Annotated in this window: 13 protein-coding genes; 2 read left to right on the forward strand and 11 right to left on the reverse strand. The window is 62.0% G+C overall.

What is annotated here, in order from left to right:
• Positions 1–99: 99 nt before the first annotated feature.
• Positions 100–588 (forward strand): peroxiredoxin, encoded by a 489-nt coding sequence (locus O6760_RS00745; protein WP_269583585.1) that lies wholly within the window; start codon positions 100–102, stop codon positions 586–588.
• 89 nt (positions 589–677) lie between these two features.
• Here the strand turns inward: O6760_RS00745 and O6760_RS00750 are convergent, their stop codons facing one another.
• The 8 genes from O6760_RS00750 to coxB form a co-directional block, all read right to left on the reverse strand.
• A complete protein-coding gene (locus O6760_RS00750) occupies positions 678–1424 on the reverse strand; it encodes an SURF1 family protein (protein ID WP_269583586.1) in 747 nt (248 codons plus the stop codon).
• Between the two features lie 35 nt (positions 1425–1459).
• Positions 1460–1861: a DUF983 domain-containing protein gene (locus O6760_RS00755; protein WP_269583587.1), complete on the reverse strand. Its 402-nt coding sequence runs from the start codon at positions 1859–1861 to the stop codon at positions 1460–1462.
• Between the two features lie 83 nt (positions 1862–1944).
• On the reverse strand, positions 1945–2817 hold the full coding sequence (locus O6760_RS00760; protein ID WP_269583588.1) for a cytochrome c oxidase subunit 3: 873 nt from the start codon (positions 2815–2817) through the stop codon (positions 1945–1947).
• A 51-nt stretch (positions 2818–2868) separates the two neighbouring features.
• Positions 2869–3474 carry a cytochrome c oxidase assembly protein gene (locus O6760_RS00765; RefSeq protein WP_269583589.1) on the reverse strand — a complete coding sequence of 202 codons (606 nt, stop codon included), beginning with the start codon at positions 3472–3474 and terminating at the stop codon, positions 2869–2871.
• A gap of 11 nt (positions 3475–3485) precedes the next feature.
• The gene (locus tag O6760_RS00770) at positions 3486–3647 is read right to left on the reverse strand and encodes a hypothetical protein (RefSeq protein ID WP_269583590.1); all 162 of its coding nucleotides are present in this window, start codon (positions 3645–3647) and stop codon (positions 3486–3488) included.
• Positions 3647–4588 (reverse strand): heme o synthase, encoded by a 942-nt coding sequence (locus tag O6760_RS00775; RefSeq protein ID WP_269583591.1) that lies wholly within the window; start codon positions 4586–4588, stop codon positions 3647–3649. The genes O6760_RS00770 and O6760_RS00775 overlap by 1 nt, the downstream gene beginning before the upstream one ends.
• A gap of 148 nt (positions 4589–4736) precedes the next feature.
• Positions 4737–6332: a cytochrome c oxidase subunit I gene (gene ctaD / locus O6760_RS00780; RefSeq protein WP_269583592.1), complete on the reverse strand. Its 1596-nt coding sequence runs from the start codon at positions 6330–6332 to the stop codon at positions 4737–4739.
• A gap of 78 nt (positions 6333–6410) precedes the next feature.
• The gene (coxB, locus tag O6760_RS00785) at positions 6411–7313 is read right to left on the reverse strand and encodes a cytochrome c oxidase subunit II (protein ID WP_269586192.1); all 903 of its coding nucleotides are present in this window, start codon (positions 7311–7313) and stop codon (positions 6411–6413) included.
• A gap of 542 nt (positions 7314–7855) precedes the next feature.
• Here coxB and O6760_RS00790 point away from each other — a divergent pair.
• Positions 7856–8404 (forward strand): invasion associated locus B family protein, encoded by a 549-nt coding sequence (locus tag O6760_RS00790; RefSeq protein WP_269586193.1) that lies wholly within the window; start codon positions 7856–7858, stop codon positions 8402–8404.
• A gap of 74 nt (positions 8405–8478) precedes the next feature.
• Here O6760_RS00790 and O6760_RS00795 read toward each other — a convergent pair whose 3' ends face one another.
• The 3 genes from O6760_RS00795 to tldD all read right to left on the reverse strand — a co-directional run bounded on the left by O6760_RS00795 (position 8479) and on the right by tldD (position 12581).
• Positions 8479–10269, reverse strand: a complete 1791-nt coding sequence (locus tag O6760_RS00795) for a monovalent cation:proton antiporter-2 (CPA2) family protein (RefSeq protein ID WP_269583593.1) — start codon at positions 10267–10269, stop codon at positions 8479–8481.
• A gap of 250 nt (positions 10270–10519) precedes the next feature.
• Positions 10520–11134: an HAD family hydrolase gene (locus O6760_RS00800; RefSeq protein WP_269583594.1), complete on the reverse strand. Its 615-nt coding sequence runs from the start codon at positions 11132–11134 to the stop codon at positions 10520–10522.
• A gap of 22 nt (positions 11135–11156) precedes the next feature.
• Entirely contained in the window at positions 11157–12581 is a 1425-nt protein-coding gene (gene tldD, locus O6760_RS00805; protein WP_269583595.1) for a metalloprotease TldD, read from the reverse strand.
• Positions 12582–12678 lie beyond the last annotated feature (97 nt).

The raw sequence follows: 12678 nt of genomic DNA on the forward strand, positions 1-12678 counted from the left end.
CCGCTTTTGCGGCAATCACACTCGACGCGTGCGTTCAAACGCCCTATCTGTGCAGCGGGCTGCTCCGTTTCGCAGCCGGTCACACAAGGGACAGTTGCTATGACACTTAAGGTTGGAGATCGCCTTCCGGAGGCCACTTTCAATATCATGACCGCGGACGGTCCCGGCGAGATGACGGTCGCGGACCTCACCTCCGGCAAGACCGTGGTGCTGTTCGGCGTTCCCGGTGCCTTTACCCCGACCTGCCACATGAACCACCTGCCCGGCTTTGTCGAACACGCGGAGACGCTGAAGAACAAGGGTGTGGACACGATCGCCGTCGTGTCCGTCAACGACGTGTTCGTGATGGACGCCTGGAAGAAAGCCTCCAGCGCCGGTGACAGCATCACCTTCCTGTCCGACACCGCCGCCAAGTTCGTTGAGGCGGCCGGGCTCGGCCTCGGACCGGCGCCGATTTTCGGCCACCTGCGCTCGCAGCGGTTCGCGCTGATTGCCAAGGATGGCGAGGTCACTTTCCTGGCAGTCGAAGAAACCCCGGGCGAAGCCACCAAGACCGGTGCCGCCGCGATCCTGGAAGCGCTTGGCTGACCATCGCCAGCAGACCGAAAATGCTGAAGGGTCCGAAAGGGCCCTTTTTCATGACACGGCACAAGTTTTTTCACCCGGAACCGGGACCTCTACCCATCGCCCTTCCTGCGCGGCCAGAGGATGCTCGCTGCATAGGTCAGGTAAACACCGATCAAGGTGGCCGCCAGGCCGAACCAGGTAAGTGCATAGCCCAGGTGATCGTTCTTGAACCGGACAATGGTCTCGCCGGCCTGGGGCAAGCCCGAAGTTGGCGTGAACTCGGCGTCGAGATCAATGCTGTAGGGGGCTACGGACCTTTCCGAGACGCCCAGAAGCTCGGCCATTGCATGCGTGTCGCGCGCGAACCAGATCCTGTCATTCGGGTCCGGCTTGGGCGTGGTCCAGTTCGGCTTCTCGCTCAGCCGAAGCAGGCCCGTCAACCGCCAGTCACCTTCCGGCGGTGTCGTAATGGCCTCGCGTTCGGCCGGGTCCAGTCCTTGCGGAACAAAGCCGCGATTGACCAGGACCACCCAGCCGTCATCCGTTTCAAACGGGGCATAAACCATCAAGCCCGGCCCGCCCACGCGGCCAACGGGCTTTTCAAGGGCAATGTAATAGAACACCGCTCCCTCCAGGAAGTGGCCGTTCAGACTGACATGCCGGTAATCCGCCTCCTCGGTGAGTGCCGACCAGTCCCCGGGCCCCGGTGCCGGAACCGGCTGGCTGGCGACACCCGCCCTTACCTGCTCGATGAGATGCTCCTTCCAGGCCAGGCGATCAAGTTGCCAGAAGCCGAGATTGAGCAGAACGACAAGCGCGGCAATTGCTGCCAGCGTGGGAACGAGTAGTTTGCGCATGGGCGCCATGACGGGCGTATCTTGTCCGTTAGGGGTCAATTGTCGTCGCTGGAACCGGCGCCGTCATCCAGGCGGCCCTCCTCGGCCTGATGCCGGAACTGCAGCGCGATCATCAGGCCCTTGAGCGGCCTCAGAACCGCACCGGCCAGTATGACCGTCAACGGCAGCCACAGGACCATGTGCAGCCATATCGGCGGCTGGAAGGACAGTTCAACGAACAGCACCAGCCCGACGATGACGAAGCCGACCAGCATGATCACGAAGACTGCCGGGCCGTCGCCGCTGTCGGCGAAGGAAAAGTCCAGGCCGCAGGACATGCAGGATTTTTTCACACTCAGGAACCCGTCAAACAGGTTGCCCTGACCGCATCGCGGACATTTGCCCGACAGCCCGGCTGAGACCGGGTTCACCGGAGGAAAATGTGCCTTGTCTTCCATATGCAGCCTCGAGTGCTCAGTGAAACGAAAACGCCCGATCCGGGGACCGGATCGGGCGTTGTCAATGCCGGTTCGGCCCAGGCCTAGTGAGCGGCCGGTGTGCCAGCGCCCCAGATATAGATGGAGACGAACAGGAACAGCCAGACGACGTCGACGAAGTGCCAGTACCAGGCAGCAGCCTCAAAGCCGAAATGCTTTTCCGGAGTGAACTGCCCCATCAGCGCGCGGATCAGGCAGACCGCCAGGAAAATGGTGCCGACGATCACGTGGAACCCGTGGAAGCCGGTCGCCATGAAGAAGGTCGCGCCGTAGATGTTGCCACCGAATTCGAAGGCCGCGTGGGCATATTCGTAGGCCTGGCAGATCGTGAACAGAACGCCGAGGATCACCGTCAGGGTGAGGCCCCATTTCAGACCTTCCCGGTCGTTGTGCAGCAATGCGTGGTGCGCCCAGGTGACCGTGGTGCCTGAGCACAGAAGGATCAGCGTGTTCAGCAGCGGCAGGTGCCAGGGATCGAAGGTCTCGATACCGGACGGCGGCCAGTGCCCCCCGGTTGCCTCGACGCGGGCAAACTGGATGGCTTCGCCGGTGAAGAGCGACGCATCGAAATAGGCCCAGAACCAGGCAACGAAGAACATCACCTCGGAGGCGATGAACAGCAGCATGCCGTAGCGCAGGTGAAGGGACACGACCCGGGTGTGATGGCCTGCCTGGGATTCGCGCACGGTGTCGCGCCACCAGCCGAACATCACATAGAGAACGATCAGCAGACCGATCGCGAACAGGCCCCAGCCGGTCAGGTTCATGCCCAGGAGCACGAATTCCGTGCCCTGCGCGTATTTCATGAAGCCGATCGCACCGAGTGCCATGATGAACGCGCCAATGGACGCGATGAACGGCCACGGGCTCGGATCCACCAGGTGGTAGTCGTGGTTATTGGTATGTGCCTCAGCCATCGGCAAGCTCCCCAAAGACAGTCATATCATGCACGTTGCCGCGCAAATCGCTCACAGGTTCGTTTCAGCCTCGGCCGCACCGGCCTTGGCTGCAACAGGACGTTCCGGTTGTTCTACCGGGAAGAATGTATAGGACAAAGTGATTTCCTTCACCGACTTCAGTTCGGGATCCTTGTCCATTTCCGGGTCGACGAAGAAGACGACCGGCATTTCTACGGTTTCACCGCTTTCCAGCGCCTGCTCGGTGAAGCAGAAGCAGTCCAGCTTGTTGAAATAGGCGCCGGCGGTCGGCGGCGACACATTGAAGGTCGACGTGCCCACGGTGGCCGCGTTGCCGGTATTGGTGGCCACGTAGGCCAGTTGCGCCGTCTCGCCCATTCTCAGGGTGACGGACCGCTGCATCGGCTTGAAGTCCCACGGCAGCGTGTGGTTGACGTTGCCGTCGAAGCGTATGGTGATCTTCCGGTCGATCACCACGTCGCTGGCCGCCTCGGCCACCTGTGTGGTGCCGCCGAAACCGGTCACCCGGCAAAAGAGATTGTACAAAGGCACCGCGGCGTAGGACGCACCGACCATCATGGCAAAAACGCCGACACACGCGACCGCGAATTTGCGGTTGCGGCGGGACAGAGCCTTGCTGGTATCGGTATCGCGCATGCCGGTCGTCCTCACAGCGCCCGGTCCATCACGCCCGGTCCGAGCTTGATGATGGTGACCACGTAGAACAGAACGACCAGTGCGGCCAGCACAAGCGCGATCGCGATCGACCGCGAGCGGCGCTTCTTCTTCTGTTCGTCCGAGAGCATCACGCCCTTGTCCTCTTCCGCCATCACGCCAGCACCCCCGCGACGAGGCTTTCACCGAGCAGAAGGGCGAACAGCATGAACAGATAGAAGATGGAGAACTTGAACAGGCGCCAGCAGGCCGCCTTGGCCGCATCGCCTTCACGCTTGCGCCAGACGTCGGCAGCCAGCGCCACGAAAGTCAGGCTCAGACCCGTTGCCGCAATGCCGTAGACCGGGCCTGCGAAGCCGAGAAGGTAAGGTGCGACACCGACCGGCGCGAGCAGGACGGAATAGGCAAGGATATGATGGCGTGTGCTGGTCTCGCCGGCCACCACCGGCAGCATCGGGATTTTGGCCGCGGTGTAGTCGCGGTTCTTCACCAGCGCCAGGGCCCAGAAATGGGGCGGCGTCCACATGAAGATGATCAGGAACAGCACGAAGCTTTCAAGGCTCACAGAACCGGTGACCGACGCCCAGCCGATCATCGGTGGGAAGGCCCCGGCGGCACCGCCGATAACGATGTTCTGCGGTGTCGAACGCTTCAGCCACATCGTGTAGACGAACACGTAGAAGAAGATCGTGAAGGCCAGGAAGGCCCCGGCAAACCAGTTGACCAGCAGGCCAAGCGTCACCACGGATCCGATCGACAGCGTGATGCCGAAGGCAAGCGCCTCGTCGCGGGTGATCTTTCCGGCCGGAATCGGCCGCTTCTGCGTACGCGACATGACTTCGTCGATGTCGGCGTCGTACCACATGTTCAAGGCACCGGACGCACCGGCACCGATGGCAATGCACAGGATCGCGACCGCGCCGAGCACCGGATGCACCGATCCCGGTGCCAGCATCAGGCCGACAAAGGCGGTGAAGATCACCAGGGACATGACACGGGGCTTCAGGAGCGCCACGTAGTCGCTCACGGATCCCATTCCGCCATCCCAGACGGCGGTGTCCTGACCTAATGTATCCTGGCGCTCAACGAGCGACATGGGCGCGTCCTTCGAATTCTTGTTTCCGCTCCGGCCTTGCACCGGATGTCGGGCGTGGTCCGCCCGGCGGGCTTTGTAATGGCTGCCCCGCGCCGTGAACCGGCGCGGGGCTGAATTTGTCCGGGAAGCTGGGCTTCCCGCCGCGCACTTACTTGATGCGCGGCAGCGTTTCGAACTGGTGGAACGGCGGCGGGGACGTCAGGGTCCACTCCAGCGTCGTTGCGCCTTCACCCCACGGGTTGTTTCCGACGGCACGTTTCTTGGAGAACGCTTCGAAGATACCGAAGAGGAACACCAGGACCGCGAATGCGGAAATGTACGAACCGATCGAGGAGACGAAGTTCCAGCCGGCCAGCGCGTCCGGGTAGTCGACATAGCGGCGCGGCATGCCGTTCAGCCCCAGGAAGTGCTGCGGGAAGAACACGAGGTTCACGCCGACGAAGGTGATCCAGAAATGGGCCTTGCCGATGGTCTCGTTGTACATGTAGCCGAACATCTTCGGGAACCAGTAGTACCAGGCTGCGAAGATCGCGAACACGGCACCCAGCGACAGCACGTAATGGAAGTGCGCCACCACGTAATAGGTGTCGTGGAACGAGCGGTCGAGACCGGCATTGGCCAGCTGCACACCCGTCACACCGCCGACGGTGAACAGGAAGATGAAGCCGATTGCCCAGACCATCGGGGTCTTGAACTCGATGGAACCGCCCCACATGGTCGCGATCCACGAGAAGATCTTAACCCCGGTGGGAACCGCGATCACCATGGTGGCCGCCACGAAGTAGGCTTGGGTCTCGGAGGACATGCCGACCGTGTACATGTGGTGTGCCCACACGATGAAGCCGACGACGCCGATGGCGACCATGGCGTAGGCCATGCCCAGGTAACCGAAGATCGGCTTGCGGGAGAAGGTGGAAATGATGTGGCTGATGATGCCGAAGCCCGGCAGGATCAGGATGTACACTTCCGGGTGACCGAAGAACCAGAACAGGTGCTGGAACAGGATCGGGTCGCCGCCCCCGGCCGGGTTGAAGAACGTGGTGCCGAAGTTGCGGTCCGTCAGCAGCATGGTGATGGCGCCTGCCAGAACCGGCAGGGACAGCAGCAGCAGGAACGCGGTGATCAGCACGGACCACGCGAACAGCGGCATCTTGTGCATGGTCATGCCAGGCGCGCGCATGTTGAAGATGGTCGTGATGAAGTTGATGGCGCCGAGGATCGACGAGGCACCTGCAATGTGCAGGGACAGGATCGCCAGATCCATGGCCGGACCGGGCTGGCCGGAGGTGGACAGCGGCGGATAGATGGTCCAGCCACCACCGACGCCGTTGCCGCCCGGAGGTCCTTCGACGAAGAGCGACAGCAGCAGCAGCGCGAAGGCCGGCGGCAGCAGCCAGAAGGAGATGTTGTTCATCCGCGGGAACGCCATGTCCGGCGCACCGATCATGATCGGCACGAAGAAGTTGGCATATCCCCCGATCATGGCCGGCATGACCATGAAGAAGATCATGATCAGACCGTGGGCGGTCGTGAACACGTTGAACAGATGCGGGTCGCCGAAGTACTGCATCCCCGGTTCCATGAGTTCCATCCGCATGGCGACGCTGAGCGCGCCGCCGATGATCCCGGCGACAATCGCAAAGATCAGATACATCAGGCCGATATCTTTGTGGTTGGTCGAATAGACCCACCGGCGCCATCCTGTCGGATGGTCATGTGCCGCATGTGCTTCGGTCGCAGCCATTTGGGGCTCCCTCTTTCAATCTCTTTCAGCGGCGCTGCGTGTCATCGCGCGCAATCGCCAATCAGGCTCGCCGCCGCGTTATTTCGCGGCGACTGAAATCTGTTCCAGCTTGCCGGTCGCGGCAACCTTCTTCGCAGTCGCCAGGGACGCGTAGAGTTGTTCGTTCGCCGTATCCAGGTCTTCCTGGGCCGCGGTGACCCAGGTCTGGAACTGGTCCTTGGAAACGACACGGACGGCGATCGGCATGAACGCATGGTCCTTGCCGCACAGTTCCGAACACTGGCCATAGTAGACGCCTTCTTCGCGGGCGTGGAACCAGGTCTCGTTCAAACGGCCCGGGATCGCATCGATCTTGACACCGAACGAAGGCATCGCGAAGGAGTGAATGACGTCCTCGGAGGTCACCTGCAGGCGCACGGTGGTGTCGACCGGGATCACCAGATCGTAGTCGACGGCCAGAAGGCGCGGTACTTCGTTCAGCGTGACACCGCGGCTGTCGGCGACTTCCTGACGGTCCTCCTCACGCACCATGAGCGAGTCGAAATAGAGATCGCCCATGCCCTCGTCGGTATATTCGTAACCCCAATACCACTGGTAACCGGTGGCCTTGATGGTCATTTCATATTCGGGAATGTCGAGCTGCTTGTATAGCAGACGGAAGGACGGGATCGCGATCACGACCAGGATCAGGATCGGCGCGACTGTCCAGACCACCTCGATCAGCGTGTTGTGCGACGTCCGGGACGGTACCGGATTCGACTTGGCGCTGAACCGGGTCATGCAGACGATGAGCAGCGCCAGCACGAACAACGTGATGACGGTGATGATCGTAAGAGTGAAACCGTTGAACCAGGCGATGTCGTCCATCACGTCAGTGACGGAGTCCTGAAACCCGAGCTGCCATTCTTTCATGCCGGACTCAGCCGCCAGGGCCGCCGTCGACGCTCCTGCCAAAGTCGCCGCCATTCCGGCCATAGTCATGAGACGCTTGAAGACTGCCTTCACGTCCGCGCTCCCTTCCCTCAGCCGCGCATGTCGCGGCAAATGCATCAAATCCGGACTCAGATCCGGGCCAATCCGGTGCGGCAGTACCGGGCTTGTTGCTGCTGCGCAAGCCAAATCTGCTGCGTCCTGACGGTGGACCGGGTCACGAGAATGCCGGACTATAACCACAAACTCACATAAAGGGCGATGGCTACCATCGGGCAGAGCGGCGATGTGCCGCATCATCCCACCGACACCTTCGAGCCGCACAAAAACCACAAGAAACGCCGTGCTGCAACGGAATTTCCAACTTTTCACAGTCACCGGCAGGCAGGAACCTTTTGACAAGGGTCAAGGACATGCGGATTTTCGACAAGAATTGCAACTAATCGTGAGGATCTTGTCCGGCCCGGACTGGAAACACGCGCCGTCATGCGTCAATGTCTGCCCGGATCCATACCTTGATTCGCTGTATAGGCCGACTTTGCCGGCCTGGCGGACCGGACAACGTTTGACTGGAGGTTTTCTTGTCAACCCAAATGCTGCAGTCCTTTTCAGCCTGCCTGACCGGACGCTCCGGATCGCTTCTTGCCAGAGCTGCGGCCGTTACCGGGATCGTCCTGGGTGCCCTTACCCAGGGAACCGTGCCCGCCCTGTCGCAGGGAGAGGTGCGTTCGGCCCATGGTGACTGGCAGATGCGCTGCGACACACCTCCCGGCGCAAGCGGCGAACAATGCGCACTCATCCAGAATGTCACCGCCGCGGACCGTGAAAATGTCGGCCTGTCCGTCATCGTCCTGAAAACGGCCGACAAGCAGGCCCGCATCCTGCGGGTGCTGGCACCACTGGGCGTCCTGCTGCCCTCAGGCCTCGGCTTGCGTGTGGACAACGCCGATATCGGACGCGCCGGATTTGTCCGCTGCCTGCCCAACGGCTGCATTGCCGAGGTCATTCTGGAGGATGACCTCCTCACCAAGCTGCAATCCGGAGGCCAGGCGACCTTCATCATCTTCCAGACACCGGAAGAAGGAATCGGCATTCCGATTTCGCTGAACGGGTTCTCGGCAGGTTTCGACGCCCTGCCCTGACCGTTTCTGAAAGACGCTTTAAGCTGAAAAGGCGCCCGTTCCGGCGCCTTTTTTCTTGCCACCCGAGGATTTACCTACTCGGCCGGAGCATCCTCCCGGTCTTTTGAATGCGTCCGGCGCGGCGTCACCTTGTGCAGCTTGTCCGATCCGGCATACATGCCCTGGGTCAATTGCTCGGCCAGGCGCTCCTCGTCCCGGTAGCGGACATCCTCCTCGATCTGGTCGATCCGGGCAAGCGGCGTGCCCAGCGCCTCCAGCGCCGCCCGGCCGAAAACGACACTCGATTCGAACGTCTCGCGGATCTGGAAATCGACACCGCGCTTGGTGAGGTCCAGAACATGGGCGCGGTCCGTTGCCCGGCAGAAGATCAGTGCGTCGGGAAAGCCTTCGCGGATCAGATCGATGGCCTTGCCCATCACCTTGTCGTTTTCGATGCACATGGCCACGAGCGCCGCCTTTCCGGCTCCCGCCGCCGCGAGCACGTCGGCGCGCGTCGCGTCACCGTAATAGACCTTGTAGCCCTGTTTGCGGGCGTATTCGATTCGGTCCGGCCGGTTGTCGATGGCGGTGATCTCGAGCCCCTCGGATGTCAGGATCTGCGCCACCACCATGCCGAAACGGCCAAAGCCGATGACAAGCACGGTCGGGGTTGCTTCCTCGAAGGTCTCGATGGAAGGGTTTTCCACGCCCCTGGCCTTGGCGCGGCCGGCCAGCCAGTCCAGTCCGAGACAGGCAAGAGGGGTCAGCAGCATGGTCAGGATGACGATGGCGTTGAGCAGGTTGGCCGTCGAATAGTTCAGAAGGCTGTTGCTGATCGCCGCGGTGAACAGCACGAAGGCAAACTCGCCGCCTTGCGGAAGCGTCACCGCCACACGCATGGCGTCGGAATTCGGCGACCCCGTTCCGCGGGACAAGGCCCACAGGAAGCCCCCCTTGACCACCATGACGATCACCACGCCGGCGGCAACGAACATCCAGTGAGCCATCACCAGCGCGATGTTGAGCGACATGCCGACGGCAACAAAGAACAGCCCCATCAACAGGGACCGGAACGGTTCGATATCCGCCTCGAGCGTATGCCGGAAGCTGGATTCAGCGAGCAGCACCCCCGCCAGAAATGCACCCAGGGCCATGGACAGGCCGACCGAATGCATGATGCCGGCACTGCCGAGCGCAACCAGAAGCGCGGCCGTCAGCATGACCTCGCGCGCGCGGCTGGCTGCCAGAAACAGGAACACCGGCGAGATCAGGTACCGGCCCGTCAGGACAACGGCCGCCACCGCCGCCAGGACGATCATGATCTCCCTGGCGATCTGCGAGAAGGTGGACGGCCCCTCGCCCGGAGCCAGGATCGCGACCATCGCCAGAAGCGGAACGATGGCAATGTCCTGCAAGAGCAGAATACCGAAGGCGCGCTGGCCGTAGGCGGAAGACAATTGCCCGCGTTCCTGGAGGATCTGCAACGCAAAGGCCGTCGAGGAAAGGGCAAGGCCGAAACCGGCAATCAGGCTTGTCGAGAAGGGATAGCCGGCCAGCCGGCCAATGCCGAACAGGGTCAGGCCGGTAAGAAGAACCTGCGCCGTGCCGAGCCCGAAGATGTCGCGTTTCATGCGCCAGAGCTTTCGCGGGTCAAGCTCGAGCCCAATCACGAAAAGGAGCAGAACCACACCGAGTTCCGCAACATGCAGTACATCCTCGCCGGAGCCCAGAAGCCTCAGTCCGTGTGGTCCTATGGCCGCACCCGCGGCAAGGTAGCCGACCACGGACCCAAGTCCCAACCGCTTGGCAATCGGCACGGCCACGACTGTCGCGGCCAGGAACACGATAGACTCGGCAAAAAACGGAGGAGCTCCTTCTGCGGCCATTCTCTCTCCCTTGTCCTCGGGCCCATGTCCTCGGGCAGACGGTGCCTCCCTTGCGGGAGCGAAACAGATTTGCGATTCCTGCTGCTTCAGAGAATACGCCTGATCCCCGCTTCAATACCAGCACGGCCGGCGCGAAAGTGCTTTGTTTTCAGTCAAAAACCGCAAGGTATCCAAAATATGACTCGTTGCGGTTCGCGTTCGGCGGCGTTTCGTTCCCCAAGCCTCATGATGCCGGTCACAACTGACAATATCAAATCAGCCCGTACTGTTTCAAAAAGGCCTCGAACGCCCCGGCCGACGTGTAGACATGCCCTGTCAGGCCTGCCTCTTCGGCCCCACGCACATTCTCGGCCTTGTCGTCAACAAAGGCGCTTTCATTGGGCCGATGGCCGTATCTGGAGCAGATCCGGCGATAGATGAGCGGATCCGGTTTGCGGACCTTGAACTCCGCCGACACATGCGCCTTGCTGCCGAATATCTCGATCATCTCGGGTGCACAGACCGGAAGCGCTGCCTTGAGCATCATGCCGTTGTTGGTCAGAAGGGCGACGTCTGCCGACGCCTTCAACCGCCGGACAAGCTCCAGCACTTCCGGACGCGCGCGCATCATTTGCCTGCGAATGTCGCACCAAGTGTCGAAATCGATCGGATATCCCAGCAGGTCGGCAAACTGCGCCAGATAGCCTTCCGCCGTGTCCGGGTGTCCGGCTTCCGCGGCGCTTTCGTGCGGCCCGCCCCAGACGGCGGCGTCAATCTGCTCGGACGGGCGTCCCGTCAATTCCTCCAGCAGTTTCAGCCGGACCGGATGCTCATAGTCGTAGAGCACCTGGTCCATGTCGAAGATGACGAATTTGATGTCCGGCATGTCCTGGTCCGCTTTCCGCCGATCAGACCGCCGTGCCGCCGACCGTCATGGCGTTGATGCGCATGGAGGGCTGCCCGACACCCACCGGCACCCCCTGTCCCTGCTTGCCGCAAGTGCCCATTCCGGGGTCGAGTTTCATGTCGTTGCCGATCATCGACACCCGTGTCAGCGCGTCCGGACCGTTGCCGATCAGCATGGCGCCCTTGAGCGGCGCGCCGACCTTGCCGTTCTCGACCTTGTAAGCCTCGGTGCAGGAGAACACGAACTTGCCGGAGGTGATGTCGACCTGTCCGCCGCCGAAGGAGACCGCATAGATGCCGTCCTTGACCGAGCGGAGGATTTCCTCCGGCTCCTTGTCGCCTGCCATCATCACGGTGTTGGTCATGCGCGGCATCGGAATGTGGGCATAGGACTGGCGCCGGCCGTTGCCCGTCGGCTCCATTCCCATCAGTCGGGCGTTTTGCCGGTCCTGCATGTACCCCGTCAGGATGCCGTCCTCGATCAGCACCGTCTTGCTTGCGGGTGTGCCTTCATCGTCTACGGTGAGCGAGCCGCGCCGGTCCGGAATGGTTCCGTCATCGACAATCGTGACACCGGGTGACGCCACCCGTTCTCCCATCAATCCCGCGAATGCCGAGGTCTTCTTGCGGTTGAAATCGCCTTCCAGGCCATGCCCGACCGCCTCATGCAACAGGATTCCGGGCCAGCCCGGGCCCAGTACCACGTCAAAGGTCCCGGCCGGAGCCGGAACGGCCTCCAGGTTGACCAGCGCCTGGCGCAACGCCTCGTCAACGCCGCCTTGCCAGTTTTCCGTGGTGATGAAACGTTCGAACCCTTCCCGGCCGCCACAGCCGAACGACCCGCTTTCCTGTCTGTCGCCGGAGCCGGCAACCACGGAAATGCTCATGCGCACCATCGGCCGGACGTCGCGCACCAGATGACCGTCGGCCCGCAGGATTTCCACCACCTGCCAGGACCCGGCCAGCGACGCGGATACCTGGCGGACCCGCGGGTCCTTGGCACGCGCATAGGCATCGATTTCCTGCAGCAGCTTGACCTTGTCCTCGAAACTCGGACCGCCGAGCGGATTGACATCCGAATAGAGGGACAGGTTGGTGCGCGCAGGGGCCGCCGCATAGCTTCCCGAATAGCCTTTCTTGACGGCGCTGACCGCATCCACGGCCCTCTGCAGCGCGCCTTCGGAAATGTCGCCGGCATGGGCATAACCCGCCGCCTCGCCTGCCACGGCCCGCAATCCGAAGCCCTGGGCCGTGTCGTAATTGGCCCCTTTCAGCCGGCCGTTGTCGAACACAAGGCCTTCGGTCTGCCGGTATTCGACAAACAGCTCGCCGTCATCCGCACCGGAGAGCGCCTCGCCGGTGAGCCGCTTGGCGGTCTCCAGTCCGAGGCCGGAGGATTCGATCAGATCGGTCGTGGAAAGGGTCATGTGCAGGTCCTGAATTCGTCCGGGAAACCGCGTTGCCGCGTGTCATCCAGTGTTTTGGGCGACGTCGCCGTTTGAACCTCAACATAGGCGTTTTGGC

This window comes from Roseibium sp. Sym1 (genome assembly GCF_027359675.1).
Classification (GTDB): Bacteria; Pseudomonadota; Alphaproteobacteria; order Rhizobiales; family Stappiaceae; genus Roseibium.

Excerpts from the sequence above, each read along its gene's own strand:
- O6760_RS00750 (WP_269583586.1), bottom strand. The coding sequence starts at position 1,424 with ATGCGCAAACTACTCGTTCCCACGCTGGCAGCAATTGCCGCGCTTGTC.
- O6760_RS00795 (WP_269583593.1), bottom strand. The coding sequence starts at position 10,269 with ATGGCCGCAGAAGGAGCTCCTCCGTTTTTTGCCGAGTCTATCGTGTTC.
- ctaD (WP_269583592.1), bottom strand. The coding sequence starts at position 6,332 with ATGGCTGCGACCGAAGCACATGCGGCACATGACCATCCGACAGGATGG.
- O6760_RS00800 (WP_269583594.1), bottom strand. The coding sequence starts at position 11,134 with ATGCCGGACATCAAATTCGTCATCTTCGACATGGACCAGGTGCTCTAC.
- O6760_RS00765 (WP_269583589.1), bottom strand. The coding sequence starts at position 3,474 with ATGCGCGATACCGATACCAGCAAGGCTCTGTCCCGCCGCAACCGCAAA.
- O6760_RS00745 (WP_269583585.1), top strand. The coding sequence starts at position 100 with ATGACACTTAAGGTTGGAGATCGCCTTCCGGAGGCCACTTTCAATATC.
- tldD (WP_269583595.1), bottom strand. The coding sequence starts at position 12,581 with ATGACCCTTTCCACGACCGATCTGATCGAATCCTCCGGCCTCGGACTG.
- O6760_RS00790 (WP_269586193.1), top strand. The coding sequence starts at position 7,856 with ATGCTGCAGTCCTTTTCAGCCTGCCTGACCGGACGCTCCGGATCGCTT.
- O6760_RS00760 (WP_269583588.1), bottom strand. The coding sequence starts at position 2,817 with ATGGCTGAGGCACATACCAATAACCACGACTACCACCTGGTGGATCCG.
- O6760_RS00770 (WP_269583590.1), bottom strand. The coding sequence starts at position 3,647 with ATGGCGGAAGAGGACAAGGGCGTGATGCTCTCGGACGAACAGAAGAAG.
- O6760_RS00755 (WP_269583587.1), bottom strand. The coding sequence starts at position 1,861 with ATGGAAGACAAGGCACATTTTCCTCCGGTGAACCCGGTCTCAGCCGGG.
- coxB (WP_269586192.1), bottom strand. The coding sequence starts at position 7,313 with ATGACTATGGCCGGAATGGCGGCGACTTTGGCAGGAGCGTCGACGGCG.
- O6760_RS00775 (WP_269583591.1), bottom strand. The coding sequence starts at position 4,588 with ATGTCGCTCGTTGAGCGCCAGGATACATTAGGTCAGGACACCGCCGTC.